The 26,894-nt window shown below is 71.5% G+C and carries 25 protein-coding genes and 5 tRNA genes; 11 read left to right on the top strand and 19 right to left on the bottom strand.

The genetic code is table 11. The annotated features are described in order from the left end of the window. Positions 1-116 precede the first annotated feature (116 nt). Both thiD and ACIG3E_RS19430 read right to left on the bottom strand, forming a co-directional pair. Entirely contained in the window at positions 117-965 is an 849-nt protein-coding gene (gene thiD / locus ACIG3E_RS19435) for a bifunctional hydroxymethylpyrimidine kinase/phosphomethylpyrimidine kinase (protein WP_399617561.1), read from the bottom strand. Next, on the bottom strand, positions 965-1,933 hold the full coding sequence (locus tag ACIG3E_RS19430) for a thiamine-phosphate kinase (RefSeq protein ID WP_138962034.1): 969 nt from the start codon (positions 1,931-1,933) through the stop codon (positions 965-967). Before ACIG3E_RS19430 ends, thiD begins: the two co-directional genes overlap by 1 nt. Positions 1,934-2,139: 206 nt before the next feature. Here ACIG3E_RS19430 and ACIG3E_RS19425 point away from each other — a divergent pair, with 206 nt between their 5' ends. Both ACIG3E_RS19425 and ACIG3E_RS19420 read left to right on the top strand, forming a co-directional pair. Beyond that, the gene (locus ACIG3E_RS19425; RefSeq protein WP_016642988.1) at positions 2,140-2,373 is read left to right on the top strand and encodes an Lrp/AsnC family transcriptional regulator; all 234 of its coding nucleotides are present in this window, start codon (positions 2,140-2,142) and stop codon (positions 2,371-2,373) included. 20 nt (positions 2,374-2,393) lie between these two features. Next, positions 2,394-2,879 carry a DUF3515 domain-containing protein gene (locus ACIG3E_RS19420; RefSeq protein WP_399617556.1) on the top strand — a complete coding sequence of 162 codons (486 nt, stop codon included), beginning with the start codon at positions 2,394-2,396 and terminating at the stop codon, positions 2,877-2,879. A gap of 127 nt (positions 2,880-3,006) precedes the next feature. On the opposite strand, the gene ACIG3E_RS19415 is transcribed toward ACIG3E_RS19420, so the two are convergent. The 3 genes from ACIG3E_RS19415 to ACIG3E_RS19405 all read right to left on the bottom strand — a co-directional run bounded on the left by ACIG3E_RS19415 (position 3,007) and on the right by ACIG3E_RS19405 (position 6,098). Beyond that, complete coding sequence (locus ACIG3E_RS19415) at positions 3,007-4,185, bottom strand: D-alanine--D-alanine ligase family protein (RefSeq protein ID WP_399617553.1); 1,179 nt, start codon at positions 4,183-4,185, stop codon at positions 3,007-3,009. Positions 4,186-4,284: 99 nt separating this feature from the next. Beyond that, complete coding sequence (locus ACIG3E_RS19410; protein ID WP_399617550.1) at positions 4,285-5,292, bottom strand: NAD(P)H-dependent glycerol-3-phosphate dehydrogenase; 1,008 nt, start codon at positions 5,290-5,292, stop codon at positions 4,285-4,287. After that, complete coding sequence (locus ACIG3E_RS19405; RefSeq protein ID WP_399617547.1) at positions 5,289-6,098, bottom strand: lysophospholipid acyltransferase family protein; 810 nt, start codon at positions 6,096-6,098, stop codon at positions 5,289-5,291. Before ACIG3E_RS19405 ends, ACIG3E_RS19410 begins: the two co-directional genes overlap by 4 nt. A gap of 208 nt (positions 6,099-6,306) precedes the next feature. Between ACIG3E_RS19405 and cofC the strand changes: the two genes are divergently transcribed. Then, positions 6,307-6,942 (top strand): 2-phospho-L-lactate guanylyltransferase, encoded by a 636-nt coding sequence (cofC, locus tag ACIG3E_RS19400; RefSeq protein WP_399617544.1) that lies wholly within the window; start codon positions 6,307-6,309, stop codon positions 6,940-6,942. Between the two features lie 14 nt (positions 6,943-6,956). Beyond that, entirely contained in the window at positions 6,957-7,160 is a 204-nt protein-coding gene (locus ACIG3E_RS19395) for a hypothetical protein (RefSeq protein ID WP_242724107.1), read from the top strand. A 171-nt stretch (positions 7,161-7,331) separates the two neighbouring features. Here the strand turns inward: ACIG3E_RS19395 and ACIG3E_RS19390 are convergent, their stop codons facing one another. From ACIG3E_RS19390 to leuC, 4 genes are all read right to left on the bottom strand, one after another. Next, a complete protein-coding gene (locus ACIG3E_RS19390; protein ID WP_399617539.1) occupies positions 7,332-8,036 on the bottom strand; it encodes an HU family DNA-binding protein in 705 nt (234 codons plus the stop codon). A gap of 162 nt (positions 8,037-8,198) precedes the next feature. Next, positions 8,199-8,435, bottom strand: coding sequence for a hypothetical protein (locus ACIG3E_RS19385; protein ID WP_138962026.1), 237 nt, complete (start codon positions 8,433-8,435; stop codon positions 8,199-8,201). 271 nt (positions 8,436-8,706) lie between these two features. Next, entirely contained in the window at positions 8,707-9,300 is a 594-nt protein-coding gene (gene leuD, locus ACIG3E_RS19380; protein ID WP_399617536.1) for a 3-isopropylmalate dehydratase small subunit, read from the bottom strand. Between the two features lie 6 nt (positions 9,301-9,306). Next, positions 9,307-10,731, bottom strand: coding sequence for a 3-isopropylmalate dehydratase large subunit (gene leuC / locus ACIG3E_RS19375; protein ID WP_399617533.1), 1,425 nt, complete (start codon positions 10,729-10,731; stop codon positions 9,307-9,309). A 187-nt stretch (positions 10,732-10,918) separates the two neighbouring features. Between leuC and ndgR the strand changes: the two genes are divergently transcribed. Further along, positions 10,919-11,635, top strand: a complete 717-nt coding sequence (gene ndgR / locus ACIG3E_RS19370) for an IclR family transcriptional regulator NdgR (protein WP_138962023.1) — start codon at positions 10,919-10,921, stop codon at positions 11,633-11,635. A gap of 126 nt (positions 11,636-11,761) precedes the next feature. Here the strand turns inward: ndgR and ACIG3E_RS19365 are convergent, their stop codons facing one another. Beyond that, entirely contained in the window at positions 11,762-12,262 is a 501-nt protein-coding gene (locus ACIG3E_RS19365; RefSeq protein ID WP_399617528.1) for a DUF4188 domain-containing protein, read from the bottom strand. 86 nt (positions 12,263-12,348) lie between these two features. Between ACIG3E_RS19365 and ACIG3E_RS19360 the strand changes: the two genes are divergently transcribed. Continuing rightward, positions 12,349-12,993 carry a MerR family transcriptional regulator gene (locus ACIG3E_RS19360; RefSeq protein WP_399617525.1) on the top strand — a complete coding sequence of 215 codons (645 nt, stop codon included), beginning with the start codon at positions 12,349-12,351 and terminating at the stop codon, positions 12,991-12,993. Between the two features lie 91 nt (positions 12,994-13,084). Here the strand turns inward: ACIG3E_RS19360 and ACIG3E_RS19355 are convergent. The 9 genes from ACIG3E_RS19355 to ACIG3E_RS19315 form a co-directional block, all read right to left on the bottom strand. Beyond that, positions 13,085-13,157, bottom strand: a tRNA-Glu gene (locus tag ACIG3E_RS19355). Positions 13,158-13,195: 38 nt separating this feature from the next. Then, positions 13,196-13,267 (bottom strand) — tRNA-Gln (locus ACIG3E_RS19350). 21 nt (positions 13,268-13,288) lie between these two features. Then, a tRNA-Glu gene (locus tag ACIG3E_RS19345) sits at positions 13,289-13,361 on the bottom strand. 62 nt (positions 13,362-13,423) lie between these two features. Further along, positions 13,424-13,496, bottom strand: a tRNA-Glu gene (locus ACIG3E_RS19340). Between the two features lie 21 nt (positions 13,497-13,517). Beyond that, a tRNA-Gln gene (locus tag ACIG3E_RS19335) sits at positions 13,518-13,589 on the bottom strand. 87 nt (positions 13,590-13,676) lie between these two features. After that, entirely contained in the window at positions 13,677-14,438 is a 762-nt protein-coding gene (locus ACIG3E_RS19330) for an HAD family hydrolase (RefSeq protein WP_399617523.1), read from the bottom strand. A gap of 127 nt (positions 14,439-14,565) precedes the next feature. Continuing rightward, the gene (gene gltX, locus ACIG3E_RS19325; RefSeq protein WP_399617520.1) at positions 14,566-16,044 is read right to left on the bottom strand and encodes a glutamate--tRNA ligase; all 1,479 of its coding nucleotides are present in this window, start codon (positions 16,042-16,044) and stop codon (positions 14,566-14,568) included. Next, on the bottom strand, positions 16,037-16,813 hold the full coding sequence (locus ACIG3E_RS19320) for a fumarylacetoacetate hydrolase family protein (protein WP_399617517.1): 777 nt from the start codon (positions 16,811-16,813) through the stop codon (positions 16,037-16,039). Before ACIG3E_RS19320 ends, gltX begins: the two co-directional genes overlap by 8 nt. Before the next feature lie 120 nt (positions 16,814-16,933). Next, positions 16,934-17,089 (bottom strand): hypothetical protein, encoded by a 156-nt coding sequence (locus ACIG3E_RS19315; RefSeq protein ID WP_399617866.1) that lies wholly within the window; start codon positions 17,087-17,089, stop codon positions 16,934-16,936. Between the two features lie 586 nt (positions 17,090-17,675). Between ACIG3E_RS19315 and ACIG3E_RS19310 the strand changes: the two genes are divergently transcribed. The 5 genes from ACIG3E_RS19310 (at position 17,676) to ACIG3E_RS19290 (ending at position 26,893) form a co-directional block, all read left to right on the top strand. Then, the gene (locus tag ACIG3E_RS19310; RefSeq protein WP_399617514.1) at positions 17,676-21,695 is read left to right on the top strand and encodes a nitrate- and nitrite sensing domain-containing protein; all 4,020 of its coding nucleotides are present in this window, start codon (positions 17,676-17,678) and stop codon (positions 21,693-21,695) included. Between the two features lie 9 nt (positions 21,696-21,704). Beyond that, positions 21,705-22,118 carry a roadblock/LC7 domain-containing protein gene (locus tag ACIG3E_RS19305; protein ID WP_030676095.1) on the top strand — a complete coding sequence of 138 codons (414 nt, stop codon included), beginning with the start codon at positions 21,705-21,707 and terminating at the stop codon, positions 22,116-22,118. Between the two features lie 158 nt (positions 22,119-22,276). After that, positions 22,277-22,681 carry a DUF742 domain-containing protein gene (locus tag ACIG3E_RS19300; protein ID WP_030676098.1) on the top strand — a complete coding sequence of 135 codons (405 nt, stop codon included), beginning with the start codon at positions 22,277-22,279 and terminating at the stop codon, positions 22,679-22,681. Further along, a complete protein-coding gene (locus tag ACIG3E_RS19295; RefSeq protein ID WP_366790039.1) occupies positions 22,662-23,264 on the top strand; it encodes an ATP/GTP-binding protein in 603 nt (200 codons plus the stop codon). The genes ACIG3E_RS19300 and ACIG3E_RS19295 overlap by 20 nt, the downstream gene beginning before the upstream one ends. A gap of 341 nt (positions 23,265-23,605) precedes the next feature. Further along, positions 23,606-26,893 (top strand): nitrate- and nitrite sensing domain-containing protein, encoded by a 3,288-nt coding sequence (locus ACIG3E_RS19290; RefSeq protein WP_399617509.1) that lies wholly within the window; start codon positions 23,606-23,608, stop codon positions 26,891-26,893. Position 26,894 lies beyond the last annotated feature (1 nt).

Genomic DNA, 26,894 nt, shown 5'->3' with positions numbered 1-26,894 from the left:
CTCGGGGGCCGGCTTTTTCGCGCGCCGACGTCAGTACTTCCCGTACGCGCACCAGCACGCTCCGTGCGCACAGGGCGCGGGCGGCGCTGGTGTGCGCGCACGTCCTCGTGGGTGGCTCAGGAGCCGTCCCGGAATCGCCAGCCGTGATCCACGGGGCCGATGCCGTCGCCGAGGGCGAACCCGGCGGCGATCGCCCCGGTGACGTACTCCTTGGCGGCCCGCGCGGCCTCGGGCACGGAGCGGCCCTGGGCGAGGTGGGCCGCGAGGGCGCTGGCGAGGGTGCAGCCGGTGCCGTGCGTGTGGCGGTTGTCGTGGCGCGCGGACCGCAGCCAGTGCTCCTCGGAGCCGTCGGTGAGCAGGTCCACGGCGTCCTGGCCGCCGGGCAGGTGGCCGCCCTTGACGAGCACCCACCGGGGCCCGTACGCGAGTAGGGCCGCGGCGGCCCGCCGCATGTCGCCCTCGGACTCCACGCGCAGGCCCGTGAGTTGCGCCACTTCGTCCAGGTTCGGCGTGGCGACCGTGGCGACGGGGAGCAGCTTCGTGCGGACGGAGTCCAGGGCGGAGGCGGCGAGCAGCGCGTCGCCGTGCTTGGAGACGCCGACGGGGTCGACGACGGCCGGGGCGTCGGTGCCCGCGAGCAACTCGGCGACCGCCTCGACCAGTTCGGCCGAGGCCAGCATGCCGGTCTTCACGGCCTGTACGCCGATGTCGTCGACGACGCTGCGGTACTGGGCGCGCACCGCCTCGACGGGCAGCTCCCAGGCTCCCTGGACGCCCAGGGAGTTCTGCGCGGTCACGGCGGTGAGCACGCTCATGCCATGGGTGCCGAGCGCCAGCATGGTCTTCAGATCGGCCTGGATCCCGGCCCCGCCGCCGGAGTCGGAGCCCGCGACGGTCAGCACCCGGGGCGGCGCGAGGCCCGGCCGCCTCGGCGACTCCCCCCGGGGCTCGCTCAGCGGCTCCATCAGTCGTGGCCTCCGTTGTCCCCGAAGTGGTCCCAGCCCTTGCTGGTCCACGGCGCGCCGTCCACGGTCACCTGCGGCATCGCCGAGGGGTTGAGGACCTCGCCGATGACCTTCCAGCGGGCGGGCAGCTTCACGTCGGAGGGGAACGTGGCGACGATCGCGTGGTCCTCGCCGCCGTTGAGCACCCACTGGAGCGGGTCGATGCCGACCGCCTGGGCGATGTCGTTCATCTGCGAGGGCACGTCCACGTCCCCGGAGCGGACGTCGATGCGCACCTTGCTGGCCTCCGCGATGTGGCCGAGGTCGGCGATCAGGCCGTCGCTGACGTCCGTCATGGCGGTGGCGCCGAGCCCGGCGGCCGCGGGGCCCGCGTGGTACGGCGGTTCGGGCCTGCGGTGGGCCTCCACGAAGGCGCGCGGCGAGCGGAAGCCCCGGGAGAGCACCGCGTGGCCCGCGGCGGACCAGCCGAGCCAGCCCGTGACGGCGACCGTGTCGCCGGGCTGCGCGCCCGCGCGCGTGACGGGTTCGTGGTTGCGCAGATCGCCGAGGGCGGTGATCGAGACGGTGATGGTGTCGCCGCGCACGACGTCGCCGCCGACGACGGCGGCGCCCGCCACCTGGCACTCGTCGCGCAGGCCGTCCATGAGCTCGGTGGGCCAGCTCGCGGGGAGTTCGGCGGGGACGACGAGGCCGAGCAGGATCGCGGTCGGCACGGCGCCCATGGCGGCGATGTCCGCGAGGTTCTGGGCGGCGGCCTTGCGGCCCACGTCGTACGCCGTGGACCAGTCGCGGCGGAAGTGCCGTCCCTCCAGGAGGATGTCGGTGCTCGCCACGACCCTGCGGTCCGGGGCGGCCACGACCGCGGCGTCGTCACCGGGGCCGAGGCGTACGGCCGGAGTGGAGGTGAGCCGCGAGGTGAGCTCCTTGATGAGCCCGAACTCCCCCAACTCGCCGACGGTGCCCTTCATGCGCGTGCTGCTCCTTCTGCCGCGGTCCGCTTGCGGTCGCGAGCCGTCCCTGTCGTCGGTACGGTCGACGTGACCGTCAACCTCTGTTGTCCGTCCGCCGTGATGTGCGCGGCGCGGCTCCCCCGGGTCTCCCCGTGACGAGCGGCGACGCGGTACCGTGGCGTCCCTTCTCCCCACATGATCCTCGTGGCCGCCCTGGAGGTTCCGTGGTACAGGCGTACATCCTGATCCAGACCGAGGTCGGCAAGGCGTCGACCGTCGCCGAGCTGATCGGCAAGATCCCGGGAGTGATCCAGGCCGAGGACGTGACCGGTCCCTACGATGTCATCGTGCGCGCCCAGGCGGACACGGTGGACGAACTCGGCCGCATGGTGGTCGCCAAGGTCCAGCAAGTGGACGGCATCACCCGCACCCTGACCTGCCCGGTCGTGCACTTGTAGCCCCCGTCTACCCTTGGCCGGTGAACGTTTCCCGCCGGCTCCGCCTCCCGCTCGGGCTGTCCGCCCTCGCACTGCTGATCGCATGCGCGGGCTGCTCCTCAACGGACGACGGGGGGACGGCCGCGGTTCCCTCGCCGGGCGCCGGCGTCACCGAGCTGTGCCGGAACTTGGACGAGCGACTGCCGCGCGAGGTGGACGGGCTCGACCGGCGTGACCCGAAGCCCGCGTCGCCGCTCACCGCAGGGTGGGGGGACCCGGCGATCATACTGCGCTGCGGGGTGCCGCGACCGGCGAAGATGAACGATCCCGAAGCCGACGGCGTGACCGTGAACGGCGTGGGCTGGCTGCTGGAGAAGCAGACGGACGGTTCGTTCCGCTTCACCACGACGCTGCGCAAGGCCTACGTCGAGGTGACCATCCCCGAGCAGCGGACGGGGGCCGGCGTGAGCCCCCTCACGGACTTCGCCGCCCCCATCAAGAAGTCAATCCCGGAAGGAATCGCGTAGCAAGGGCACTCTCCTACGGGAAGGCGCCCGGTACAGGAGCGCCCCCGAAGGGGCGCGGGGAACTGCGCGCCAAGCCCGAGACGGCCCGCAGTCGCCCCGAGAGGCGAGCCGCCCCCGACGCCGCGCGCTAGCGCAACCCCGTGGAGCGCCGCAGCGCCGCCTGAATCAACCGATCCACGAGTTCCTCGTAGGAGACCCCGCTCTTCTCCCACATCTGCGGATACATGGAGATCGGCGTGAAGCCAGGCATCGTGTTGATCTCGTTGATCACGAACCGGCCGTCCTCGGTGAGGAAGAAGTCGGCGCGCACCAGCCCCTCGCAGGAGGCGGCCTCGAAGGCCTCGACCGCGAGCCGCTGGACCTCGGCGGTCTCCTCGGGCGTCAGCGGGGCGGGCACGATGCCGGGCGTCGAGTCGATGTACTTCGCCTCGAAGTCGTAGTAGTCGTGCGCCTGGACCGGCGGGATCTCGGCGGGCACGCTGGCGCGCGGTCCTTCCTCGAACTCCAGGACGCCGCACTCGATCTCGCGGCCGCGGAGCAGGGCCTCCACGATGATCTTCGGGTCGTGGCGCTGGGCCTCCGCGATCGCCTCGTCGAGGCCCTCGAAGGAATCGACCTTGGTGATGCCGATCGAGGAGCCCGCGCGCGCGGGCTTGATGAACAGGGGCCAGCCGTGCTCGCCCGCGAAGTCCGCGATCCGCGCGCGGGCGCCCTTCTCGTCGCTCTCCCACTCGCGCGGCCGGATCACCAGGTACGGGCCGACGGACAGGCCGAAGGAGGTGAAGACGCGCTTCATGTACTCCTTGTCCTGGCCGACGGCCGAGGCGAGCACGCCCGCGCCCACGTACGGCACGCCGGACAGTTCGAGCAGGCCCTGGAGGGTGCCGTCCTCGCCGTAGGGTCCGTGCAGCATCGGGAAGACGACGTCCACCTCGCCGAGCGCCTTGGGCACGGAGCCGGGCTCGCTGTAGACGACCTCGCGGTTGCCGGGGTCCAGCGGCAGGACCACGCCGCCGTCGGCGGACTCGGCCAGGTCGGCGACGTTGGGCACCTTGCGGTCGGTGATGGCCATCCGCTCGGGCTCGTCGGCGGTCAGCGCCCAGCGGCCGTCCGTGGTGATGCCGATGGGGAGCACGTCGTACTTGCCGCGGTCGATGGCGCGCAGGACGGCACCGGCGGTGACGACGGAGATGCCGTGCTCCGAGCTGCGGCCGCCGAACACGACGGCGACGCGCGGCTTCCGGGTCGGCTCGGCGCCCGGCTCGGGGCTCCGCTGAGGGCTCTGGGGGAGGTTCTCGCTGCTCATATCGCGTTGAGCGTACCCGCTGCCCCAGGCAACGTGAGCGCGCCGCCCACGGCATGCGCCCCGAAGGGGCGCGGGCCCGGCGCCGCTCAGGCACAGCGCTCAGCGCTCCGGTTTGGCGCTGCGCGCCATCAGCTCCTTGAGCGCGACCATCGGCGGGGTGCCCTCGTGCACGATGCCCACGACGGTCTCCGTGATGGGCATGTCGACGCCGTGCCTGCGGGCCAGGTCCAGCACGGACTCGCAGGACTTGACGCCCTCGGCGGTCTGCTTGGTGACCGCGATGGTCTCCTCCAGGGTCATGCCCTTGCCGAGGTTGGTGCCGAAGGTGTGGTTGCGCGACAGGGGCGAGGAGCAGGTGGCCACCAGGTCGCCGAGGCCCGCGAGCCCGGCGAAGGTCAGCGGGTCCGCGCCCATCGCGAGGCCGAGCCGGGTGGTCTCGGCGAGCCCGCGCGTGATGAGGGAGCCCTTGGTGTTGTCGCCGAGCCCCATGCCGTCGGCGATGCCCACGGCGAGCCCGATGACGTTCTTCACGGCGCCGCCCAGCTCGCAGCCGACCACGTCGGTGTTGGTGTACGGCCGGAAGTAGGGGGTGTGGCAGGCGGCCTGGAGCCGCTGGGCCACGGCTTCGTCGCGGCAGGCGACGACGGACGCGGCGGGCTGCCGGGCGGCGATCTCGCGGGCGAGGTTCGGCCCGGTGACGACCGCGACGCGCTCGGCGGCGGCCTTGGTGACGTCCTCGATGACCTCGCTCATCCGCATGGCGGAGCCGAGTTCGACGCCCTTCATCAGGGAGACGAGGACGGTGTCGGGCGCGAGCAGCGGCGTCCAGGCGGCGAGGTTGGCGCGCAGCGTCTGCGAGGGCACGGCGAGCACGGTGAAGTCCGCGCCGTCGGCGGCCTCGGCGGGGTCGGTGGTGGCGCGCAGGTTCCGCGGCAGTTCGACGCCGGGGAGGTAGTCCGGGTTCGTGCGGGTGGAGTTGACCGCGTCGGCCAGTCCGGCGCGGCGGCCCCACAGGGTGACGTCGCAGCCCGCGTCGGCGAGGACCATGCCGAAGGCCGTCCCCCACGACCCCGAGCCGAAGACGGCGGCCTTCAGGGATCGGGTCACTTGCTCTCCTCCGCGCTGCCCTGCTGTGAACTGCCCTGCTCCGTAAGGCCGCTGGGGCCCTGCCCGGCGTCGGCGCCCCGGGCCTTGCGGCGCTGCGCGATCCGCGCCTCGCGCGGGTCGTAGCGCTTCTGCGGGGCCTTCTCGCCGCGCAGTTCCTCCAGGAGGGCGGTGATGTCCGTCATGATGGCCTCCGTGGCCTCCTTCAGGAGGTCGGGGGTCATCTCCTTGTCGTAGAAGCGCGCCAGGTCCACCGGCTCGCCGACGAGGACCTGGTGCGTCTTGCGCGGCAGGAGCCGGGGCTTCTTGGCGTACGGCGGCAGGACGTGGTTGGCGCCCCACTGGGCGATGGGGATGACCGGACGCTTCGTCTGGAGGGCGACGCGTGCCACACCCGTCTTGCCCGTCATGGGCCACAGGTCCGGGTCGCGGGTGAGGGTGCCCTCGGGGTAGAAGGCGACGCACTCGCCGCGCTCGACGGCGTCGATCGCGGCCCGGAAGGCGCTGAGCGCGTTGGTGGTCTCGCGGTAGACCGGGATCTGGCCCGTGCCGCGCATGACCGCCCCGACGAACCCCTTCTTGAAGAGGCCGTGCTTGGCGAGGAAACGCGGGACCCGCCCGGTGTTGTACTGAAAGTGGGCGTAGACCAACGGGTCCAGATACGAATTGTGGTTCACGGCGGTGATAAAACCGCCATCGGCCGGGATGTTCTGCATTCCCCGCCAGTCCCGCTTGAACAGAACCAGCAGCGGCGGTTTACAGATCACGGCCGCCAGGCGGTACCAGAAGCCGATTCTGCGGCGGGACACTCGGACACCTTCCTCCATGAGCCTGGTCGGCCGCACAAGTGTCGCCCCAGGCTGCCGTCCTGTCGAGAACACCGTACGCCCACCCGTCCGCCGCCACCGCCTCCACGCCGCCCCGGCACCTCGCTGACCGGCCATTTCGTCGACCCCGGCCCCTGGCGCCGCACTCCCGGCAGGCCACAATGGGCGCGACGCGAAGGACGGAGCGCCCGTGCACTGGACCCTGGTGATACCGCTCAAACCCCTGGCACGGGCCAAGAGCAGGCTCACTCCCGCCGCGGGCGAGGGGCTGCGGCCCGCGCTCGCCCTGGCCTTCGCCGAGGACACGGTGGCGGCCGCCCTCGCCAGTACGGCGGTAAGGGATGTGGTGGTCGTCACTGATGACGCCAGGGCGGGCCGTGAACTGGCCGCACTCGGCGCCCGCATCGCCCCCGACACTCCGGGAACGGGGCTCAACGCCGCCCTCGACCACGGCACCGCGGTGGTCCGCGCGGCCCGGCCCGATGCCCCCGTGGCGGCCCTGAACGCCGATCTGCCCGCCCTGCGCCCCGCCGAATTGACCCGCGCCCTCGACCGTGCCACCGCTTTTCCCCGCGCGTTTCTCCCCGATGCCGCGGGAATCGGCACCACGCTCCTGTGCGGATCCCCCGGCACGGAATTGCGGCCCCTTTTCGGCCCGGATTCCCGGGCCCGGCACACGGCGTCGGGGGCCGTGGAACTGGCGCTCGCCGACGTGGATTCCGTACGCCAGGACGTGGACACCGGAGGCGACCTGCGGGCCGCGCTCGCGCTCGGCGTGGGCCCGCGCACGGCCGCGGCGGCGGCCGGGCTGCTCATCGCGGACTGAGTACGCTTCTGCTCATGCAGGCCACCGCGTACACGTACGACTCCGACACCCGCACCGGCAGCGTGCTGCTCGACGACGGCACTCCGGTGCCCTTCGACGCCCCGGCCTTCGACGCGGGCGGGCTGCGCCTGCTGCGCGCGGGGCAGCGGGTGCGGATCGAGGTGACCGGCGAGGGCGAGGCCCGCCGGATCACGCTGGTCACGCTCCAGACGTTCTGAGCCACGGCCCGGAACGCCGCGCTTCGTAGACGCCGCGCTTCATAGGCGCCGCACTTCGTAGACGCCGTACTTCGTAGGCGCCACACTTCGTATACGTTCGCCGCTGTGCACGCGCCGCGGGCCGGGCTCCCCAGCGGGAGCCCGGCCCGGCGCGTGAGTACCCCAGTGCCCCTAGCGCTTGCGGGCAGTGGTCTTCTTGGCGGTGGTCTTGCGCGCCGTGGACTTCTTGGCGGGCGCCTTCTTGGCCGTGGCCTTCTTGGCGGGGGCCTTCTTCGCCGCGGCCTTCTTGGCGGTGGTGGCCTTCTTGGCCGGGGCCGCCTTCTTCGCGGTCGTGGCGGCCTTCTTGGCCGGGGTCGCCTTCTTGGCCGTGGTGGCCTTCTTCGTGGCCGTCGCCTTCTTGGCCGTCGTGGCCTTCTTGGCGGTGGTGGTCTTCTTCGCCGCCGTCGCCTTCTTGGCCGTGGTGGTCTTCTTCGCCGCCGTGGCCTTCTTGGCGGTGGTGGCCTTCTTCGCGGCGGCCTTCTTGACCGTCGACTTGGTGCTGCCGCCGGACAGGCTGCCCTTCGGGGCCTTCTTGACCGCGACGTCGTTCTTCGGGAGCTTCTTCGAGCCGCTCACCAGGTCCTTGAAGCCCTGGCCCGCGCGGAAGCGCGGCACCGAGGTCTTCTTGACCCGCACGCGCTCACCGGTCTGCGGGTTGCGGGCGTACCGGGCCGGGCGGTCGACCTTCTCGAACGAGCCGAAGCCGGTGACCGAAACCCGGTCTCCGCCGACCACGGCACGGACGATGGCGTCCAGAACCGCGTCCACGGCGTCGGCGGCCTGCTGACGGCCACCGACCTTGTCGGCAATCGCTTCTACGAGCTGCGCCTTGTTCACGTCTTCCCCTTCGGAGACATTGCCTGAAGCGAATGCGCCAGGCTTTTTCGCACGTTAGGCAGATATATACCGCAAATCAAACACGAAACGGGCTAATCACCCTTGTGCCGCAACGTTCTGGACTCTCGAGGAGTTCCTCGAAGGTCCGTTGAGGCTTGACGCTCAGTCGTCTTCGGGGATTCGGCCCTCGTCGCCCTCGTCGAGGTACGCCATCAATCGCTCCAGACGCCTTGCCGCATCGGCGAGATCGTGTTTGGCCGCGGCCGTAATGACCAGCAGCTTCCGGGTCAGCGCCATCCGTACGCCCTCCGGGACTTGCAGTGCGCGCACTCGGGAGTGCGCTTCCTTCAGCCGGTCCGCGACGAGTCCGTAGAGCTCGAGTTGGTCGTCGCGTCCCATGCACCGATTGTGCCATCTGGGGCGAGTTGTCGCCTCCGCAGGGGGTAACTACCCCCGCCCGGCGCCTTCCTGAGGATACCCGCACCCACGGTGTGCAAGGGGATTTCCAGCCTCTTCTTCCCTTCGCTTCAAGGCAGTTGAGACCACCCGTTCAGGTCATCGGGGGTCAAAGGGGACCGGAAAGGGGCCGGACACGGATGTACCCCCAACCGTCCACGATTGGGGGTACATCGGGTGGGTCGCGGCCCGCGCGGCCGTCGGCGAGGGGGTGTCAGACCCGCGCGGTGCTCGGCTTGTGGGTGGGGCGGAGGGCTTCGTAGGCCGCGATGTCCGCCTCGTTCTGGAGCGTGATGCTGATGTCGTCCAGGCCGTTGAGCAGCCGCCAGCGGGCGTTCTCGTCGAGCTCGAAGTCCGCCGTGATCCCGGGGGCCCGAACCTGGCGATCCCGCAGGTCAACGGTGATCTCGACGGCGGGATCCGCCTCCGTCAGGGCCCACAGGGCGTCCACGGTCTCCTGCTCGAGGACCACCGTGAGCAGCCCGTTCTTGAGCGAGTTGCCCCGGAAGATGTCGGCGAAGCGGGAGGAGATGACGGTCTTGAAGCCGTAGTTCTGGAGCGCCCAGACGGCGTGCTCGCGGGAGGATCCGGTGCCGAAGTCGGGGCCCGCGACCAGGACGGTGGCTCCCTGGCGCTCCGGCTGGTTGAGGACGAAGTCGTCACTCTTGCGCCAGGCCTCGAAGAGCCCGTCCTCGAAGCCGTCGCGGGTGACCTTCTTCAGCCAGTGGGCGGGGATGATCTGGTCGGTGTCGACATTGCTGCGGCGCAGCGGGACGGCCCGGCCGGTGTGGGTGGTGAAGGCTTCCATGGCTGATCAGACTCCGGCGGTCGCGGGGGTGTCGGTGAGGTCGGCGGGCGCGGCCAGACGGCCGGTCACCGCGGTGGCGGCGGCCACCTGGGGCGACACCAGGTGGGTGCGGCCGCCCTTGCCCTGCCTGCCCTCGAAGTTGCGGTTGGAGGTGGAGGCGGAGCGCTCGCCGGGCGCGAGTTGGTCGGGGTTCATGCCCAGGCACATCGAGCAGCCCGCGTGCCGCCATTCGGCGCCCGCCGCGGTGAAGACCTTGTCCAGGCCCTCGTCGACGGCCTGCAGGGCGACCCGCACCGAGCCGGGCACGACCAGCATCCGTACGCCGTCGGCGACTTTGCGCCCCTCGATCACGGCGGCCGCCGAGCGCAGGTCCTCGATGCGCCCGTTGGTGCAGGAGCCTACGAAGACGGTGTCGACCTCGATGTCCCGCAGCCGCTGCCCTGCGCTCAACCCCATGTACTCCAGGGCCTTTTCGGCGGCGAGGCGCTCCGAAGCGTCCTCGTACGAAGCCGGGTCGGGGACGCTCGCGGACAGCGGCAGGCCCTGGCCCGGGTTGGTGCCCCAGGTGACGAACGGCGCCAGGGAGGCGGCGTCGATACGGACCTCGGCGTCGAAGACGGCGTCGTCGTCGCTCCGCAGGGTCTTCCAGTACGCCACGGCGGCGTCCCAGTCCGCGCCCTGCGGGGCGTGGGCGCGGCCCTGGATGTAGGCGAAGGTCGTCTCGTCCGGGGCGATCATGCCGGCGCGGGCACCCGCCTCGATGGACATGTTGCAGATGGTCATGCGGGCTTCCATCGACAGCTTCTCGATGGCGGAGCCGCGGTACTCGATGACGTAGCCCTGGCCGCCGCCGGTGCCGATCTTCGCGATGATGGCGAGGATGAGGTCCTTGGCCGTGACGCCCTCGGGCAGTTCGCCGTCGACGGTGATGGCCATCGTCTTGGGGCGGGCCATCGGCAGGGTCTGGGTGGCGAGCACGTGCTCGACCTGGGAGGTGCCGATGCCGAACGCGAGGGCGCCGAAGGCGCCGTGGGTGGAGGTGTGGGAGTCGCCGCAGACCACCGTGGTGCCGGGCTGGGTCAGGCCCAGCTGCGGTCCCACCACGTGGACGACGCCCTGCTCGACGTCGCCCAGCGGGTGCAGGCGCACCCCGAACTCGGCGCAGTTCTTGCGCAGGGTCTCCAGCTGGGCGCGCGAGACCGGGTCCGCGATGGGCTTGTCGATGTCGAGGGTGGGGGTGTTGTGGTCCTCGGTCGCGATGGTGAGGTCGAGCCGCCGCACCTTGCGGCCCGCCTGCCGCAGGCCGTCGAAGGCCTGGGGGCTGGTCACCTCGTGCAGCAGGTGCAGATCGATGAAGAGGAGGTCGGGCTCGCCTTCGGCGCGCCGGACGACGTGGTCGTCCCAGACCTTCTCCGCGAGTGTCCTACCCATCGCTTTCCCTCCGACCGGCGTCGTGCGCCGGCCCAACTAGAGAATGAGTTCGCCGCCGCCGGCTCCCTCTTCACGCATGCCGGACGTCGGTCGCGGATCCGTTGGTCGGCGGATCGCTCCTCCAGGGTGGCGGGTTCCTGGGAATTTTGAACTTGCGTTTCACAGAGTGAGACGCAAGTATCGTTTCATGGACAACTCTAGCGGCGTAGGCGTCCTGGACAAGGCAGCCCTTGTCCTGGGCGCTCTGGAGTCCGGTCCGGCCACCCTCGCGGGGCTGGTCGCGGCCACCGGACTCGCACGACCCACGGCGCACCGGCTCGCCGTGGCTCTGGAACACCACCGGATGGTGGCGCGGGACATGCAGGGCCGGTTCATCCTCGGCCCGCGCCTGGCCGAGCTGGCTGCGGCGGCGGGCGAGGACCGGCTGCTCGCCACGGCGGGCCCGGTGCTCACGCATCTGCGCGACGTCACGGGCGAGAGCGCCCAGCTCTATCGCCGCCAGGGCGACATGCGCATCTGCGTGGCGGCGGCCGAGCGCCTCTCGGGCCTCAGGGACACCGTCCCGGTCGGCTCGACGCTCACCATGAAGGCGGGCTCGTCCGCGCAGATCCTGATGGCCTGGGAGGAGCCGGAGCGGCTGCACCGGGGCCTGCAGGGCGCGCGCTTCACGGCGACGGCCCTGTCCGGGGTGCGCCGCAGGGGCTGGGCCCAGTCGATCGGTGAGCGGGAGCCGGGCGTCGCCTCGGTGTCCGCGCCGGTGCGGGGCCCTTCGAACCGCGTGGTGGCGGCGGTCTCCGTCTCGGGCCCCATCGAGCGCCTGACCCGGCACCCGGGCCGCATGCACGCCCAGGCCGTCATCGACGCGGCCGGCCGCCTCTCCGAGGCCCTGCGCCGCACCAACTGAGCCGCGCGACCGTCGTACGACCTCAGGGAGAGGGCCCGCCTCAACGCCGCGGCGGGCCCTCTCCCCTTTTCACGACACCGTCAGCACAAGGCCCGTACAGCACGCCGTCAGCTCTGCGGCACGCCGTCAGCCCGACCGGTACGCGAGCCGGTCCTTCGCCTGCCGCCCGCGCCGCTCCACCGGCACCTGCCCGTGCGCCGCCGCGAGGCCGAAGGCGGGCATGTCCATATAGATCGCCTCGTACGCGCCCTCCGGCACGATGTACGTCTCGTGCCACAGGCCCACGTGCCCACGCGCCTTTCCCGCCCGCTCCTTGCGGTTGGCGATCGCCCAGGCCTTGTGGTGGAACATCCGCGGCGAGTGCGCGTACGCGTACAGCTGCTCCTTCGACTCCCAGTACTGGACGACGTAGTACGTACGGGGCGACGCGGTGAGCAGGACGTGCCGCAGCAGCCCCAGGCTCTTGTCCCGGCCCAGCTCGCGCAGCATGCGGACCATCGCGAGGAACACGGGGCCCCAGTGGTGCACGGCCCAGAAGCGGTTGACGCGCATGCCGATCAGGAGCACCACCACCTCCCCCCGGGCGTCAGCGGTGGTGCGTCCCGCGGTGACGGACCTGCCTGGCATGGCTCCCCCTGAGACCTGTTGGTGAGCGGCACTATCCGACCGGCTCATGCTTGGATAGTGCCACTACCCGATAGGAGGCGCAAGAGATGCGGCTGGCCGAGCTGAGCGAGCGCAGCGGTGTGTCCACCGCGACGATCAAGTACTACCTGCGTGAGGGCCTGTTGCCGCCCGGCCGTCAGGTCAACGCGACGACGGCGGAGTACGACGACGAGCACCTGCGCAGGCTGCGTCTGGTGCGGGCGCTCATCCAGGTGGGCCGGGTGCCGGTGGCGACCGCGAAGGAGGTCCTCGGGCACGTCGACGACGAGTCCCTGGGGCGCACGATCCGCATGGGCGCGGCCCTGTGGGCGCTGCCGCAGGGCCCGGAGCCGGACGAGGCCGATCCGACCGTGGCCGGGGCGCGCGCCGAGGTGGACCTGCTGCTGCGGCGGCTCGGCTGGGAGACCTCGCGGGAGCTCGCCGAGCTCTCCCCCGTGCACCGCTCCCTGGTCGCGGCGGTGGCGACGCTGAACCGCCTCGGCTACGCCTGGGACGCCGAACGCCTGGCGCCGTACGCGGAGTTGATGCACGCGGCGGCGAAGCTGGATCTCGACTTCCTGGAGACGCACGGCTCGGAGGCGGAGCGGGTCGAGACGGCGGTGGCGGCGGCGGTCCTGTGCGAGCCGGTGCTGCGGGCGCTGCACCGGCTCGCACAGGAGGAGGAGTCGGCGCGGCGGTACGGCATCGAGTAGGCGCGGCCCGGCCCCACGGCCGGGCTCCGGCGGGCCGGGGCCCCGGGAACGCCGAAGGGCCCCCACCGTGGTGGAGGCCCTTCGGTCTCTGTACCCCCGACCGGATTCGAACCGGCGCTACCGCCTTGAGAGGGCGGCGTGCTAGGCCGCTACACAACGGGGGCGAGGATCTTGCAAGCGTTGATACCGCCGCAGATCCGAGCTGGTCTACCAGGACTCGAACCTAGACTAACTGAACCAGAATCAGTCGTGCTGCCAATTACACCATAGACCAATGATGGTTTAGACCAGTTTGTACCCCCGACCGGATTCGAACCGGCGCTACCGCCTTGAGAGGGCGGCGTGCTAGGCCGCTACACAACGGGGGCCCTAGCGATCCTGCATCAAGGTCGGTGGGAGCTACCCATACCGTCCTCGCGGGAAGGATCTGTACCCCCGACCGGATTCGAACCGGCGCTACTGCCTTGAGAGGGCAGCGTGCTAGGCCGCTACACAACGGGGGCTTTGCAGATGAGCTCTGCGAGCTGGCCTACCTGGACTCGAACCAAGACTAACTGAACCAGAATCAGTCGTGCTGCCAATTACACCATAGGCCACTGGAACGCAACCCCCGGGAGGGGTTCTGTTCCGGTTGCGCTTTCCGGCCGGACCTTTCGGCCCTCTCGGGCGGCGCAGGAAGAACATTACCCGAAGGTGGACGGCGCTCCAAAACGGGTATCCGAGCGCAGCAGCGCGGGGAGCTCCGTGAGGCTCGTGATGCGGTGGACTCCCGACGGGCCGTCCCCCCGCGCGCCGTTGCGGTCGAGCCAGATGCCGAGCAGGCCCGCGTCGCGGGCGCCGCGCGCGTCGATGTCCGGTTCGTCGCCGACGTAGGCGATCTCCCCGGGGGCGAGGGCGAGCGCCTCGCACACCGCCCGGAAGGCCTCCGGGGCCGGTTTGGCGACGCCGAGGTCGGCGGCGCACAGGACGGCCTCGAAGCGGTCGCGCACGCCGAGCGCGCTGAGCTTGTACTCCTGCACGGAGAGCGCCGAGTTGGACAGGACCGCGTGGCGGTAGTCCCCGGCGAGGGCGTCCAGGGTGGGCACGGTGTCCGGGAAGAGGGCCCAGGCGGCCTCGTAGTGCCCCAGGTAGCGGCCGAACCAGGCGTCGGCCTCCGCGTCGTCGAGGGCGGCGCCGAGGAAGTCGCGGACGCGGTCCCTGCGCTGCGCGTAGTACTCCACCTCACCGGCGCCGAAGCGGGCCCAGTGCCGGTCCGTGACCTCCTTCCACAGGGCCAGGGCGCGATCGGCGCTGTCGTACCGGGCGAGGAGGCCCTCGGCGGCGAGGTGGGCCCGCATGCCCGCCAGATCGGCGGACGCGTAGTCGAAGAGGGTGTCGTCGACGTCCCAGACGACGGCCCTGACCGGTCCGGCGGCGCGCTGCGGCTCAACGGCGTTGATCGGCATGTTCCGAACGTACGCGAAAGGGCCCGGAAGCCGTGATGGCTTCCGGGCCCTTTCGTCCGGACCGTACGGGCCGTGCGCGCGGGCCGCCACGCGCCGTGCGCGCGCCGGTGCGCGGGGTCACGCGGCGTTACGCGCCGAGCTTCGCCAGCGCCGCGTCGATGCGGGCCAGGGCGCGGTCCTTGCCGAGGATCTCCAGGGACTCGAAGAGGGGCAGGCCGACCGTGCGGCCGGTGACGGCGACGCGGACGGGGGCCTGGGCCTTGCCGAGCTTGAGGCCGTGCTCCTCACCGGCGGCCAGGACGGCCTCCTTGAGGGCCTCGGGGGACGACCAGTCGGCCGCCTCCAGCTTGGCGCGGGCGGTGGTCAGGAGCGCGTCGGAGCCCTCCTTCATGGCCTTGGTCCAGGAGGCCTCGTCGAAGACCGGCTCCGGCAGGAACAGGAAGTCGACGTTGTCCGTGATCTCCGAGAGGACCTTGAGCCGGGTCTGGGCGTGCGGGGCGATCGCCTCCCAGACGGCCGCGTCGAAGTCCTCGGGCGCCCACGGGGCGTGCGGGGCGCGCAGCCACGGCTCGCAGGCCGCGGCGAACGCCTTCACGTCCAGCATGCGGATGTGGTCGGCGTTGATGGCCTCGGCCTTCTTCAGGTCGAAGCGGGCCGGGTTGGAGTTCACGTCGGCGAGGTCGAACTTCGCGACCATCTCGTCGATCGAGAAGACGTCCTGGTCGGCGGAGAAGGACCAGCCGAGCAGGGAGAGGTAGTTGAGCAGGCCCTCGGGCAGGAAGCCGCGCTCGCGGTAGAGGTTCAGGCTCGCCTGCGGGTCGCGCTTGGAGAGCTTCTTGTTGCCCTCGCCCATGACGTACGGCAGGTGGCCGAACTGCGGGATCGTCTGGGCGATGCCCAGCTCGATCAGCGCCTTGTAGAGCGCGATCTGGCGCGGGGTCGAGGAGAGCAGGTCCTCGCCGCGCAGGACGTGGGTGATCTCCATCAGGGCGTCGTCGACCGGGTTGACCAGCGTGTACAGCGGGGCGCCGTTCGCGCGGACGATGCCGTAGTCGGTGACGTTCTCGGCCTGGACGGTGATCTCGCCGCGGACCAGGTCGGTGAAGGTGGTGGCCTCGTCCGGCATCCGGAAGCGGACGATGTGGCTGCGGCCCTCGGCCTCGTACGCCTGCTTCTGCTCGGCGGTGAGGTCGCGGCAGTGGCCGTCGTAGCCCGACGGCTTGCCGGCGGCGCGGGCGGCCTCGCGGCGGGCGTCCAGCTCCTCGGTGGTGCAGTAGCACGGGTAGGCGTGCCCGGCGGCGAGGAGCTTCTCGGCGACGTCCCGGTAGATGTCCATGCGCTGCGACTGGCGGTACGGCGCGTGCGGGCCGCCGACCTCGGGGCCCTCGTCCCAGTCGAAGCCCAGCCAGCGCATGGAGTCCAGGAGCTGCTCGTAGGACTCCTCGGAGTCGCGGGCGGCGTCCGTGTCCTCGATGCGGAAGACCAGGGTGCCCTCGTTGTGCCGGGCGTAGGCCCAGTTGAACAGGGCGGTGCGGACCAGGCCCACGTGCGGGTTGCCGGTCGGGGAGGGACAGAAACGTACGCGTACGTTCGTCGCGTTAGCCACGCTTGATCACCTTGTTGGTGAGAGTGCCGATGCCTTCGATGGTGACGGCGACCTCGTCGCCGACGTTGAGGGGGCCAACCCCCTCGGGGGTGCCGGTGAGGATGACGTCGCCGGGCAGCAGCGTCATGGCCTCGGAGATGTTCACGACCAGGTCCTCGATGGAGTGCACCATCTCGGAGGTGCGGCCGAGCTGGCGCTGCTGGCCGTTGACCGTGCACTGGATCGTGAGGTCGCTCGGGTCGAGCTCCGTCTCCACCCAGGGGCCGAGCGGGCAGGACGTGTCGAAGCCCTTGGCCCGGGCCCACTGCTTCTCGCGCTTCTGCACGTCGCGGGCGGTGACGTCGTTGGCGCAGGTGTAGCCGAAGATCACGTCCTTGACGCGCTCGCGCGGGACCTCGCGGCACATGCGGCCGATGACGACGGCCAGCTCCGCCTCGTGGTGCAGTTCCTCGGAGAACGGCGGGTACTGGATGGCGTCGCCGGATCCGATCATCGAGGTGGCGGGCTTGAAGAAGGCGAACGGGGCCTCCGGCACCTCGTGGCCGAGCTCCTTGGCGTGCGCCGCGTAGTTCCGCCCGAAGGCCACGATCTTGTGGCCGATGACGGGGGCGAGGAGGCGGACCTTGCTCAGCGGGACCTTGACGCCGCTCAGCTCGAAGTCGCCGTACGGGCTGCCCTTGATGATGTCGACGACGAGCTCGTCCGGCTTGTCGCCCTCGACCGCGCCGAAGGCGACGTTGCCGTCGATGGAGAACCTGGCGATACGCACGTGGACGGTGCCCTTTGCTTGTGCGGGTGATCTGGGTGGGCCCAGTCTATGGGGCTTCGCCCCGCTTCCCCTTTTCGCCGCTTCGCGGCTCGTCCTCAGTCGCCGACGGGCTGTGTACGCCTACGGGGCTTCCATGAGGATCGTGCGCTTGGGGTTGGCGGTCTGCGTGGGGAGCTCTACCGCGTGCTCCGGCTGCTCCGCCGCGGGCTTCAGCTCCTCGGCGTCCTTGAGGTGCGCGAGGGTGGTGCGGCGGGGGTTGGCTATGTTGCGGAACATCAGCGTGGACTTCATCTGCCGTTGTGGCCCTGTCGATCGGGGCGCCGCCGAGTGGACGCCGATTGTCGGATTCCCCATCCCTGTAAAGCGTCAGGCTAAACATGCAATTCCCGCGCAATGTCGAGAAGAGGCCATGATCTTCATGTGAGTTTGCTCACGAGGGGATGGATAAATGGGTCAATTCCGGCTGCCCATACGGCCCTTGAAAACGGACATTGCCCCCCTGAAGCTCCCATTCCGCTCCTGATCATGAAGACTGGGACACCGACTCCGGCCTCGCGTCTCGTACGGGAAAGTCCCATTTGGGCGGATTGAGTTTCTACGTCTCGTGACGCGGTCCTCACGTGCTGTCACAGGGAGGTCGGCCTGGACCACGGGCCTTGTTGGAGATCCTGCACTGTGCTGGAATTCCCGGGACCGCCGCGGGATCGAACCGGCGCACAGGGGCGCAACGCAGCGCCGAGGGCGGCGGGAAGGGGGAGCAGCGCCGGTCTCACGACCACCATGGGGTGCCTGACGCCCCGAGACGCCGACACCGTCCCGCCGTCCACGCGGCAGGACGCCTGGTCCAGAGGTTGCGACGCTAGTGCAGGGACGTTTCAAGAGGGATGGCAGCGCTGCGGCGGAGCCGGAGCGCGGCGGAAGTGACCGCGGCTCCTCGGCCCAGCACGCCCAGAACCCCGCATCGGTACAGTCCGGCGACGGCCCCGGAGCCGCGCGTACGGGCGCGCCGGGCGGCGGTACGCCCGCCGACGAGACAAAGGCGAAGGGCGCCAAGACACCCCCCGGTCCCGGCCCCCGAATAGCCCTGCGCAACTGGCGCATCTCGACGCGTCTGGTCTCGCTCCTCGCGCTCCCCGTCATCACGGCGACCTCGCTGGGCGCGCTGCGCATCAACTCGTCGATGGACGAGATCCAGCAGCTCGACAACATGAAGCTGCTGACCGATCTGACGGAGGACGCCACCCGCCTCGCCGTCGCCCTCCAGGAGGAGCGCGACCAGTCGGCGGGCCCGCTCTCGCACGGCGCCAGCGACACCGACTTCACCGTCAAGAGCGTGCGGGAGAAGACGGACCGCGCCTACAAGAACTTCCTGTCGGGCACCCAGAACGTCGACGACAGCGACGGCGACAAGGGCTTCCTCGGCATCCGGCAGAACACGGTCCAGATCACCCGACAGCTCCAGAAGATCAAGGACGTCCGCCGGGACGCGTACCAGAAGAACGTCCCGTCCTCGCAGACGGTCGACGGCTACAGCCAGCTGATCCAGCAGCTCCTCGCGCTCTCCGAGGACATGGCGCAGGCGACCAGCAACCCGGACATGATCCAGCGCACCCGCGCCCTGGCGGCCTTCTCCTCCGCCAAGGAGTTCGCGTCCGTCCAGCGGGCCGTCATCGCGGCCGCGCTCCCGGCGAACAACCGCGAGTTCGGCAAGCTCTCCGACCTCGACCGCCGCTACGCCCTCACGGCGCTCGAGAAGGAGACGGACGAGCTCCAGTCCTTCAACCGGATCTACGTCGGCAACGGCGCGAAGCTGCTCGCTCCCATCAGCCGCGGCAACCAGACGATCCAGGGGGCCGACGCCTACGCCCAGCGCGTGCTCGAACAGCCCAACGGCATCAAGCTCCGCGGCAAGCGCTCCTACAAGGACTGGGTGGACGCCGACTCCACCAAGATCTCGGAGATGGGCAAGATCGAGCTGACGCTGCTCGACGAGATGGAGCAGAAGGCCCGCTCGCTGCGGAACGAGTCCGAGCAGCAGGCGATCCTCAACGGTGCGCTCATCCTGCTGGTGCTCGGCGTCTCGCTCGTCGGCGCCTTCGTCGTGGCCCGGTCCATGATCCGCTCGCTGCGCCGGCTCCAGGACACCGCCACCAAGGTCGCCCAGGACCGCCTGCCCGAGCTGGTCAAGCAGCTCTCCGAGTCCGACCCGCAGGACGTCGACACGTCCGTGGAGTCCGTCGGTGTGCACTCCCGGGACGAGATCGGCCAGGTGGCCGCGGCCTTCGACGACGTGCACCGCGAGGCCGTCCGCCTCGCCGCCGAGCAGGCCCTCCTGCGGGGCAACGTCAACGCGATGTTCACCAACCTCTCGCGCCGCTCCCAGGGCCTCATCCAGCGCCAGCTCTCGCTCATCTCCGAGCTGGAGTCCCGCGAGGCCGACCCGGACCAGCTGTCGTCGCTGTTCAAGCTCGACCACCTCGCGACCCGCATGCGCCGTAACGGCGAGAACCTCCTCGTGCTCGCCGGTGAGGAGCCCGGCCGCCGCTGGACGCGGCCCGTGCCGCTCGTCGACGTCCTGCGTGCCGCCGCCTCCGAGGTGGAGCAGTACGAGCGCATCGAGCTGTCCTCGGTGCCCGCCACCGACGTCGCGGGCCGCGTCGTCAACGACCTCGTGCACCTCCTCGCCGAGCTGCTCGAGAACGCGACCTCGTTCTCCTCGCCGCAGACCAAGGTCAAGGTGACCGGTCACGCGCTGCCCGACGGCCGCGTGCTCATCGAGATCCACGACACCGGCATCGGCCTCTCCCCCGAGGACCTCGCCGCGATCAACGAGCGGCTCGCGTCGCCGCCCACCGTGGACGTCTCCGTCTCCCGCCGCATGGGCCTGTTCGTGGTCGGCCGCCTCTCGCAGCGCCACGGCATCCGCATCCAGCTGCGGCCCTCGGACTCCGGCGGTACGACCGCGCTCGTCATGCTGCCCGTCGACGTCGCCCAGGGCGGCAAGAAGGGCCCGGGCCAGCCCGGCGCCCCGGCGCCGACCGGCGGTCCCGCCGCGGCCCAGGCCGCCGCGGGTGCCGCAGCCGCGCGCCGCGGAGGCGGTGTGGCGGCCGGTCTGAGCGGCGCGGCCCGCGCCCGCCAGAACAACCAGGTCGGCCCCGCCGCCGGTGCCCAGCGCGGCCAGGTCGCGGGCTCGGGCCCGCGGGCGGCGCTGCCCTCGCGCGGCAACGGCCAGGGCGCGCCCTCGGCCGGGTCCCCGGTGGCGCCGGGCGGCCTCGCGAGCGGTCCCGGTGCCTTCGGCCAGGGCCAGGGCGGCAACCGTGCCGGGGCGGGCAGCATGCCGCAGCCTCCGGTGCCTCAGCAGCGGACGAACGACGCGGGTCAGGCCGTCGGGTCCGGCCCGGGCGCGGGCTCTGGCGCGGGCTCCGGCCCGGGTGAGCAGGACCGCAGGCCGCAGCTGCCGCCGCGCGGCGGCCCTCGGGCCGAGCTGCCCGGTGGCAGCCCGCAGCAGCCCCGCGTGCCCAGCTGGAGCGACGAGAACGCGCAGCCGCAGGTCTCGCGCGAGCCCTTCGACGCTCCGCGCGGCCACGAGGAGCCCGAGTCCACCGGCCAGTTCGCGCAGCCCGCGGGGATCGCCGACGACCTCCAGGGCCCGGGCTCGACCGCGCAGTTCGACCGCCCCGACTTCGACGGGCCGCCGCCCGGCACGCAGGGGGCCGCGCAGAGCGGCGCCACCGGCGAGTTCGTGCGCTCCGACGTCTTCGGCGGCCCCGCGGGCCCGGCCCCGCAGGCGCCCCAGCCGCCGCAGGCGGGCCAGTCGCCGCAGGCGGGCCAGTCGCCGCAGGCGCCCCAGTCGCCGCACGCCACCGGTGAGTTCTCGGTGCCGCGGCCGCCCGCGCCCCGCCGCGAGCAGGCCCCGCGCGCCGATCTGGACCAGGGCGGGCAGCAGGCGCAGCGCCCCCAGGCCCAGCTTCCGCAGGCGCCCGAGCCGCAGCAGACCGAGCCGGAGGCCCTGCCGCCCGCGTCCGGTCCGCTGGACGGCCGTACGCCGCTGTACGACACGCTGGAGACCAACTGGTTCTCGCAGCAGGCGCAGGCGCAGGCCGAACAGGAGCAGCGGGCCCAGCAGGAGCGCGCCGAGCAGGAGCGCCAGGCCCGGGCCGAGCAGGAGCGCCAGCAGGCCGAGCGCACCCGGCAGGGCGAGCAGGGCCACCGCCCCGAGCTGCCGCAGCGCGGCCAGGAGCCGGGGGGCCGCCGCCCGGACGCCGGTGCGCCGCAGGCCCAGCAGCCCCAGCAGTCTCAGCAGCTTCCGCAGCGCGGGGCCCGGCTGCCCCGCCGGGAGCCGCAGCTCCCGCAGCGCGAGCCGCAGCGGCCGCTCGACGGCACGCGTCCCCAGGGCGCCCGCCCGCAGGGCGCGCGTCCGCCGCAGCAGTCCCCCGGGACCCCGCCGCCGTCCCCGCGTCCGGGCGGCTTCCAGGCCCCGGGCCCGCAGGGGCAGCAGCACGCCCAGCCCGGCCAGAGCGGCCCGGGCGCCCCCCAGAACCAGCAGAACGCGCAGCACCAGCAGCACCCGAACAGCACCACCGGCAACACCGCTTGGCGCGCCACGCCGAACGACGAGCTGGGCCGCCAGGCCGAGCGCGTCCGGCAGCCCTCCGCGGGCGGCGTCACCACCTCCGGCCTCCCGCGCCGCGTGCCACGGGCGAACCTCGTGGCGGGCACCGCACAGCAGGCGCAGGACAGCTCGGGTCCGCAGGTCTCGCGCGCGCCCGACGACGTGCGCGGCCGGCTGACCAATCTCCGTCGGGGCATTCAGCAGGGTCGCCAGGCCGGTACCGGCCAGACCGGCAGTTTCCCTCGCCCCACTCACCAGCAGGAGCGTTAGTTGAGTCCGATGAGCCAGGCGGCACAGAACCTGAACTGGTTGATCACCAACTTCGTGGAGAACACCCCCGGGGTGTCCCACACGGTCGTGGTCTCCGCCGACGGCCTGCTTCTCGCGATGTCCGAGGGCTTTCCGCGCGACCGCGCCGACCAGCTCGCGGCCGTCGCCTCCGGCCTGACCTCCCTCACCGCCGGGGCCTCCCGGATCTTCGAGGGCGGGGCGGTCACGCAGACCGTCGTGGAGATGGAGCGCGGCTTCCTGTTCCTCATGTCCATCTCCGACGGCTCGTCCCTGGCGGTGCTCGCGCACCCGGAGTGCGACATCGGCCTCGTCGGGTACGAGATGGCGCTGCTCGTCGACCGTGCGGGCACCGTCCTCACCCCGGACCTGCGCGCCGAGCTCCAGGGCAGCCTGCTGCACTAGCCGGCGCGCGGGCCAGGCCCGCCGCAGCCCCCGGCCACCCCACAGGCCGGGGACGTCCGATCCGTACCCAACCACCCACCGTCCGGCCGCCACTCATGCCCCCACCAGGCTGGTGTCAGACGGAACGCAGACGAACTGCTGTCCCGCCCGGAGGATCCATGAACCCGCCCACCGCCTCTCATGACCCGTACGGCGCCCAAGCCGGATACGGCTACGAGGGCGACCAGCCGCTGGTGCGCCCGTACGCGATGACCGGTGGCCGGACCAGGCCCCGCTACCAGCTCGCGATCGAGGCGCTGGTCAGCACCACGGCGGACCCGGCCCAGCTGATGGGGCTGCTCCCCGAGCACCAGCGGATCTGCCACCTGTGCCGCGAGGTCAAGTCGGTGGCCGAGGTGTCCGCGCTGCTCTCGATGCCGCTCGGCGTCGCCCGCATCCTGGTGGCCGACCTGGCCGAGGCCGGGCTCGTCGCGATCCACCAGCCCGGCGGTGACGAGAACACCGGTGGCCAGCCAGACGTGACTCTGCTCGAAAGGGTGCTCAGTGGACTTCGCAAGCTCTAGCGCGGGCGGCTTCGCGGACTCCGCCGCCGCGGGCCGGTCCACCACGTCGGCCAAGATCGTGGTGGCGGGCGGCTTCGGCGTGGGCAAGACCACGTTCGTCGGCGCGGTCTCGGAGATCAATCCGCTGCGCACCGAAGCGGTGATGACGTCCGCGTCAGCGGGCATTGACGACCTCACGCATACCGGTGACAAGACCACCACCACGGTGGCGATGGATTTCGGCCGCATCACCCTTGACCAGGATCTGATCCTGTATCTGTTCGGCACCCCGGGCCAGGACCGCTTCTGGTTCATGTGGGACGACCTGGTGCGCGGCGCGATCGGTGCCATCGTCCTGGTCGACACCCGGCGCCTGGCCGACTGCTTTCCCGCTGTGGACTACTTCGAGAACTCCGGGCTGCCCTTCGTCATCGCCCTCAACGGCTTCGACGGCCAGCAGCCCTACACTCCAGACGAGGTCCGCGAAGCGCTGCAGCTCGGCCCGGACACCCCCATCATCACGACAGATGCCCGACAGCGTGCGGAAGCAAAGAGTGGCCTGATCACGCTGGTCGAGCACGCGCTCATGGCACGACTCAAGTAGGCGGGACCATACGGAAGTTGCCGTACATCGCACGGAACGATCTGTGTCCTTTGACACGGACGGCTGCCGTGTTCATAACGTTTCGACAGAGAATTCCGCCGACGCGGCCACACATCGCGGTCGGCCGGTATCACTGTGCTCACAAGGGCCCCGCCTTTTGGCGGGGCTCGCTCTTTATGACCGATTTATCTGAGGCTTGCACCACTCGGATCGCCGCGCTCCTACTGTTTGGAGGAGCACCACCTGACGTGCTGGAATGCGCTGAACTGCCCAGTAGCACGGGCCTTTGGAGACGACAGCGGCACCAGCGCGGGAGCCGCCGCCGAGAGGTTGTTGGTCGAGTGAGGCGAAGCAAGACGAGCCCCGCACCCCCGGACCGGGACACGCGGGGCAACTTCACCCCGCCCCCGCGAGCGGCGACGCCGTCGTCGTCCGCGGACGTACCCGGCGGCGAGCCACAGCCCGCCTCCGGCGGGCGGCTCTCGCCCCGGAACTGGCGCGTGCCGACCCGCCTCAACGCGATCCTCCTCATACCCGTGCTCGTGGGTCTCGTCATGGGCGGCTTCCAGGTCAAGGGCGCCATCGACACCTGGGACGAGGCCCGCGACGCCGAGGCCACGGCCCGTCTGGTGCGCGCTTCGCTGGACTACGGCAACCGCCTCATCGAGGAGCGCGACGTCTCCGCCGCGCCCCTGCTGGGCGGCAAGAAGAACGACCCGGACGTGGCCAAGGCCCGCAAGGCCACCGACCGGGCCGCCGCCGTCTTCGCCGACGCCGCCGAGGACATGCCGCACAAGGAGGGCCTGGAGCGCCGGCTCGCCACCTTCAAGAAGGTCGAGCCCAAGCTGGAGGGCCTGCGCCAGGCCGCGTACACCAGCAAGCTGCCCGGTGTGCGGACCGAAGAGGGCTACGTCGCCATCCAGCACCCGCTGATGGAGTTCGCCAACGAACTCGGCCTCGGCACCGGCAACATCACCTCCTACGGCCGCACCGTCTACGCGGTGTCCCTGGCCAAGGCCGCGCTCTCGCTGCAGCGCTCCATCGGCACCCACCTGCTGGAGAAGCCGGGCCCGACCCAGGGCGACTTCACCAAGCAGAAGGTCTCCTTCTCCTCGTACGCCTACCTCGAGCGCATCGCCATCGAGGAGTACACCGGCGGCGGCACGCCCTCGGACGTGCGGAAGCTGGAGGAGGCCAGGAAGCGGCTGATCGCCGACGCCGCCAAGCAGGCCGAGCAGAGGGCCGCCGAGGCGCGCGCCGCGGGCAAGAAGTACGTCCCGCCGCCGCAGGGCGAGAAGATGCTCGAGCTCATCCTGAGCATGCCGGACACCCGGCCGAGCTCGCGGGTCGAGCTTGCGGGCAAGGGCGTCGACAGCAAGGTGCTGTGGGCGGCCACCACCGCCAAGTTCGGCGCGTACCGCGCCATCGAGGCGGACCTCACCGACAAGGCCGTGAGCGAGGCCTCCGGCATCGCCGACGACGCCAAGACCGACGCCTTCATCACCGGTGCCGCCGTCGTCGTCGCCCTGCTCGCCGCCTTCGTCCTCGCCGGGCTCATGGCCCGCCAGATGAGCCGCTCGATGCGCTCCCTGCGCACGGCCGCCTTCGGCATCGCCGAGCAGCGCCTGCCGATGCTGGTCGACCAGCTCTCGCGCACCGACCCGGGCCGCGTGGACACCCGCGTCCAGCCGATCCCGATCACCACCACGGACGAGATCGGCGAGGTCGCCCGCGCCTTCGACCAGGTGCACCGCGAAGCCGTCCGGCTCGCCTCCGAGCAGGCCCTGCTCCGCGGCAACATCAACGCGATCTTCACCAACCTCTCGCGTCGCAACCAGTCGCTGATCGAGGGCCAGCTGACCCTCATCACCGACCTGGAGAACAACGAGGCCGACCCGGACCAGCTGGAGAGCCTCTTCCGCCTGGACCACCTGGCGACCCGCATGCGGCGCAACGGCGAGAACCTCCTCGTGCTGTCCGGCGAGGAGCCGGGCCGCCGCTGGGACCAGCCGGTGCCGCTCGTGGACGTGCTGCGCGCCGCCTCCTCCGAGGTGGAGCAGTACGAGCGCATCGAGCTGTCGGGCGTCCCGGAGGCCGAGATCCACGGCCTGGCCGTGACCGACCTCGTGCACCTGCTCGCCGAGCTCCTGGAGAACGCCACCACGTTCTCCTCGCCGCAGACCAAGGTCAGGGTCACCGCGACCCGGCTCCCCGACGGCCGCGTGATGGTCGAGATCCACGACAAGGGCATCGGCCTGACCGCCGAGGACTTCGCGGACATCAACCACCGGCTCGCCAACCCGCCGACCGTGGACGCCGCGATCTCGCAGCGCATGGGCCTGTTCGTGGTCGGCCGCCTGGCGGACCGGCACGGCATCCGGGTCCAGCTGCGCCCCTCGGGCGAGCAGGCGGGCACCACCTCGCTCGTCATGCTGCCGGAGGTCATCACGCACGGTGGCGGCGGCGAACTCCACCCGCAGGACAACGAGTTCACGGTCTCCTCGATCATCCCCGAGCAGCAGGCGCAGGCGGCCGAGCCGCTGCGCACGGCCGCCGAGCTGGGCTTCGACGACACCGCCTACCACGGCGAGGGCGCCGAGGGGCAGGGCGGCCAGCTCGACCCGGTGGGCCGTTCCCTGATGCGCGAGGAGCGTCGCGCGGCCCTGGAGGCACAGGCCCAGTCCGGCCGCCCGCTGTACCCCGAAGAGCCACAGGGTGGCCAGGAGGCGTACGGGCAGCCCCAGGCGTACCAGGACCAGGGCGCGTACGAGACGCCCCGGACCGGTTACGAGGAGCAGTACGACCCCCAGCAGGCGTACGACGGCGCGCAGGCGTCCGGCTACGACCAGGGCCAGGGCGGTTACGACACCGGCTACGACGGACAGCCGACGTACGACCAGGGCCAGGCCGCGCAGCCCGCACAGGCCGGGTACGACGACGCGTACTACACGACGCAGGACGGCTACCAGGACGGCGCGTATGCGGAGCCCGGTCAGGGCGGCCACGAGGCCGCCGCGGGGGGCAAGGAGGAGCCCTTCGCCACCTACCCGGCCCGTTCCCACCAGGACGACTGGCCGCTGCGTGACAGCTACCAGGAGCCCTACCAGGGCGAGTACGCTCCCGAAGCGGAATCGGCTCCGGCGGCTGCCGCGGCCGAGCCGGAGCACGTAGGCTTCGACCGTCCGGGCCCCGCCCAGACGCCCCCCTCGGCCGGTCACGAGCTGACCGACGCGGGCCTGCCGCGCCGGGGCGGCACCGCGGCGAACGGCAACGGCAGCGCCCCCGCCGCGCAGGACGAGGAGGGCCGCGAGGGCGAGAGCCCGGACGGTGAGCCGAACAGCTGGCGCACGGCCAACGACGAGCGCTGGCACCGCGCCGAGCAGCTGCGGGAGCCCAAGGCGGGCGGGGTCACCCCGTCCGGTCTTCCGCGGCGGGTGCCCAAGGCCAACCTGGTCGAGGGCACGGCGGAGCAGACCCCGCAGGGCGGCCCCCAGGTCTCCCGCGACCCCGAGGAAGTACGCGGCAGGCTGAGCAACCTGCGCCGCGGCGTCCAGCGGGGCCGCAGCGCGGGCAGTGACACGAATGGCCAGGGCTTCAGCCCTGATAGCACCTACAACCAGGAGCGTTAGT

It is taken from the genome of Streptomyces sp. NPDC053474, from assembly GCF_044544845.1.
Classification (GTDB): domain Bacteria; phylum Actinomycetota; class Actinomycetes; order Streptomycetales; family Streptomycetaceae; genus Streptomyces.
This window is presented reverse-complemented; position numbering and strand designations above follow the sequence as displayed.

What these genes read in the sequence shown, in the direction of transcription:
- thiD (WP_399617561.1), bottom strand. Translation starts at nt 965, where the DNA reads ATGGAGCCGCTGAGCGAGCCCCGGGGGGAGTCGCCGAGGCGGCCGGGC.
- ACIG3E_RS19430 (WP_138962034.1), bottom strand. Translation starts at nt 1,933, where the DNA reads ATGAAGGGCACCGTCGGCGAGTTGGGGGAGTTCGGGCTCATCAAGGAG.
- ACIG3E_RS19415 (WP_399617553.1), bottom strand. Translation starts at nt 4,185, where the DNA reads ATGAGCAGCGAGAACCTCCCCCAGAGCCCTCAGCGGAGCCCCGAGCCG.
- ACIG3E_RS19395 (WP_242724107.1), top strand. Translation starts at nt 6,957, where the DNA reads ATGCAGGCCACCGCGTACACGTACGACTCCGACACCCGCACCGGCAGC.
- ACIG3E_RS19385 (WP_138962026.1), bottom strand. Translation starts at nt 8,435, where the DNA reads ATGGGACGCGACGACCAACTCGAGCTCTACGGACTCGTCGCGGACCGG.
- leuD (WP_399617536.1), bottom strand. Translation starts at nt 9,300, where the DNA reads ATGGAAGCCTTCACCACCCACACCGGCCGGGCCGTCCCGCTGCGCCGC.
- leuC (WP_399617533.1), bottom strand. Translation starts at nt 10,731, where the DNA reads ATGGGTAGGACACTCGCGGAGAAGGTCTGGGACGACCACGTCGTCCGG.
- ndgR (WP_138962023.1), top strand. Translation starts at nt 10,919, where the DNA reads ATGGACAACTCTAGCGGCGTAGGCGTCCTGGACAAGGCAGCCCTTGTC.
- ACIG3E_RS19365 (WP_399617528.1), bottom strand. Translation starts at nt 12,262, where the DNA reads ATGCCAGGCAGGTCCGTCACCGCGGGACGCACCACCGCTGACGCCCGG.
- ACIG3E_RS19360 (WP_399617525.1), top strand. Translation starts at nt 12,349, where the DNA reads ATGCGGCTGGCCGAGCTGAGCGAGCGCAGCGGTGTGTCCACCGCGACG.
- ACIG3E_RS19330 (WP_399617523.1), bottom strand. Translation starts at nt 14,438, where the DNA reads ATGCCGATCAACGCCGTTGAGCCGCAGCGCGCCGCCGGACCGGTCAGG.
- ACIG3E_RS19315 (WP_399617866.1), bottom strand. Translation starts at nt 17,089, where the DNA reads ATGTTCCGCAACATAGCCAACCCCCGCCGCACCACCCTCGCGCACCTC.
- ACIG3E_RS19305 (WP_030676095.1), top strand. Translation starts at nt 21,705, where the DNA reads ATGAGCCAGGCGGCACAGAACCTGAACTGGTTGATCACCAACTTCGTG.
- ACIG3E_RS19300 (WP_030676098.1), top strand. Translation starts at nt 22,277, where the DNA reads ATGAACCCGCCCACCGCCTCTCATGACCCGTACGGCGCCCAAGCCGGA.